The organism is Pseudomonas sp. Y24-6, from assembly GCF_020295325.1.
Classification (GTDB): Bacteria; Pseudomonadota; Gammaproteobacteria; order Pseudomonadales; family Pseudomonadaceae; genus Aquipseudomonas; species Aquipseudomonas gregormendelii.
The window spans coordinates 1-2,500 of sequence record NZ_JACBXG010000031.1 but is presented as its reverse complement, the minus strand read 5'-3'; the positions used below and the strand labels follow the sequence as shown (position 1 = coordinate 2,500).

Genomic DNA, 2,500 nt, shown 5'->3' with positions numbered 1-2,500 from the left:
AAAGAACCCCGGAGAGGGGAGTGAAATAGATCCTGAAACCGTATGCGTACAAGCAGTGGGAGCCCACTTTGTTGGGTGACTGCGTACCTTTTGTATAATGGGTCAGCGACTTATTTTCAGTGGCGAGCTTAACCGAATAGGGGAGGCGTAGCGAAAGCGAGTCTTAATAGGGCGTCTAGTCGCTGGGAATAGACCCGAAACCGGGCGATCTATCCATGGGCAGGTTGAAGGTTGGGTAACACTAACTGGAGGACCGAACCGACTACCGTTGAAAAGTTAGCGGATGACCTGTGGATCGGAGTGAAAGGCTAATCAAGCTCGGAGATAGCTGGTTCTCCTCGAAAGCTATTTAGGTAGCGCCTCATGTATCACTGTAGGGGGTAGAGCACTGTTTCGGCTAGGGGGTCATCCCGACTTACCAAACCGATGCAAACTCCGAATACCTACAAGTGCCGAGCATGGGAGACACACGGCGGGTGCTAACGTCCGTCGTGAAAAGGGAAACAACCCAGACCGTCAGCTAAGGTCCCAAAGTTATGGTTAAGTGGGAAACGATGTGGGAAGGCTTAGACAGCTAGGAGGTTGGCTTAGAAGCAGCCACCCTTTAAAGAAAGCGTAATAGCTCACTAGTCGAGTCGGCCTGCGCGGAAGATGTAACGGGGCTCAAACCATACACCGAAGCTACGGGTATCATCTTAGGATGATGCGGTAGAGGAGCGTTCTGTAAGCCTGTGAAGGTGAGTTGAGAAGCTTGCTGGAGGTATCAGAAGTGCGAATGCTGACATGAGTAACGACAATGGGTGTGAAAAACACCCACGCCGAAAGACCAAGGTTTCCTGCGCAACGTTAATCGACGCAGGGTTAGTCGGTCCCTAAGGCGAGGCTGAAAAGCGTAGTCGATGGAAAACAGGTTAATATTCCTGTACTTCTGGTTATTGCGATGGAGGGACGGAGAAGGCTAGGCCAGCTTGGCGTTGGTTGTCCAAGTTTAAGGTGGTAGGCTGGAATCTTAGGTAAATCCGGGATTCTAAGGCCGAGAGCTGATGACGAGTGTTCTTTTAGAACACGAAGTGGTTGATGCCATGCTTCCAAGAAAAGCTTCTAAGCTTCAGGTAACCAGGAACCGTACCCCAAACCGACACAGGTGGTTGGGTAGAGAATACCAAGGCGCTTGAGAGAACTCGGGTGAAGGAACTAGGCAAAATGGCACCGTAACTTCGGGAGAAGGTGCGCCGGTGAGGGTGAAGGACTTGCTCCGTAAGCTCATGCCGGTCGAAGATACCAGGCCGCTGCGACTGTTTATTAAAAACACAGCACTCTGCAAACACGAAAGTGGACGTATAGGGTGTGACGCCTGCCCGGTGCCGGAAGGTTAATTGATGGGGTTAGCTAACGCGAAGCTCTTGATCGAAGCCCCGGTAAACGGCGGCCGTAACTATAACGGTCCTAAGGTAGCGAAATTCCTTGTCGGGTAAGTTCCGACCTGCACGAATGGCGTAACGATGGCGGCGCTGTCTCCACCCGAGACTCAGTGAAATTGAAATCGCTGTGAAGATGCAGTGTATCCGCGGCTAGACGGAAAGACCCCGTGAACCTTTACTATAGCTTTGCACTGGACTTTGAATTTGCTTGTGTAGGATAGGTGGGAGGCTTTGAAGCGTGGACGCCAGTTCGCGTGGAGCCAACCTTGAAATACCACCCTGGCAACTTTGAGGTTCTAACTCAGGTCCGTTATCCGGATCGAGGACAGTGTATGGTGGGTAGTTTGACTGGGGCGGTCTCCTCCTAAAGAGTAACGGAGGAGTACGAAGGTGCGCTCAGACCGGTCGGAAATCGGTCGTAGAGTATAAAGGCAAAAGCGCGCTTGACTGCGAGACAGACACGTCGAGCAGGTACGAAAGTAGGTCTTAGTGATCCGGTGGTTCTGTATGGAAGGGCCATCGCTCAACGGATAAAAGGTACTCCGGGGATAACAGGCTGATACCGCCCAAGAGTTCATATCGACGGCGGTGTTTGGCACCTCGATGTCGGCTCATCACATCCTGGGGCTGAAGCCGGTCCCAAGGGTATGGCTGTTCGCCATTTAAAGTGGTACGCGAGCTGGGTTTAGAACGTCGTGAGACAGTTCGGTCCCTATCTGCCGTGGACGTTTGAGATTTGAGAGGGGCTGCTCCTAGTACGAGAGGACCGGAGTGGACGAACCTCTGGTGTTCCGGTTGTCACGCCAGTGGCATTGCCGGGTAGCTATGTTCGGAATAGATAACCGCTGAAAGCATCTAAGCGGGAAACTAGCCTCAAGATGAGATCTCACTGGGACCTTGAGTCCCCTGAAGGGCCGTCGAAGACTACGACGTTGATAGGTTGGGTGTGTAAGCGCTGTGAGGCGTTGAGCTAACCAATACTAATTGCCCGTGAGGCTTGACCATATAACACCCAAGCAATTTGACTACTCCTGACTTGGAAACAAGTAGAAGCATCAGATTGCGGTGTGTGAAGACGA

General features: G+C 52.1%; 1 rRNA gene (cut by a window edge). It reads left to right on the top strand.

Annotation, left to right across the window (positions count from 1 at the left end):
* Positions 1-2,426 (top strand): 23S ribosomal RNA (locus HYI44_RS29000) (it extends 468 nt beyond the left edge of the window).
* The last annotated feature ends 74 nt before the right edge of the window (positions 2,427-2,500 follow it).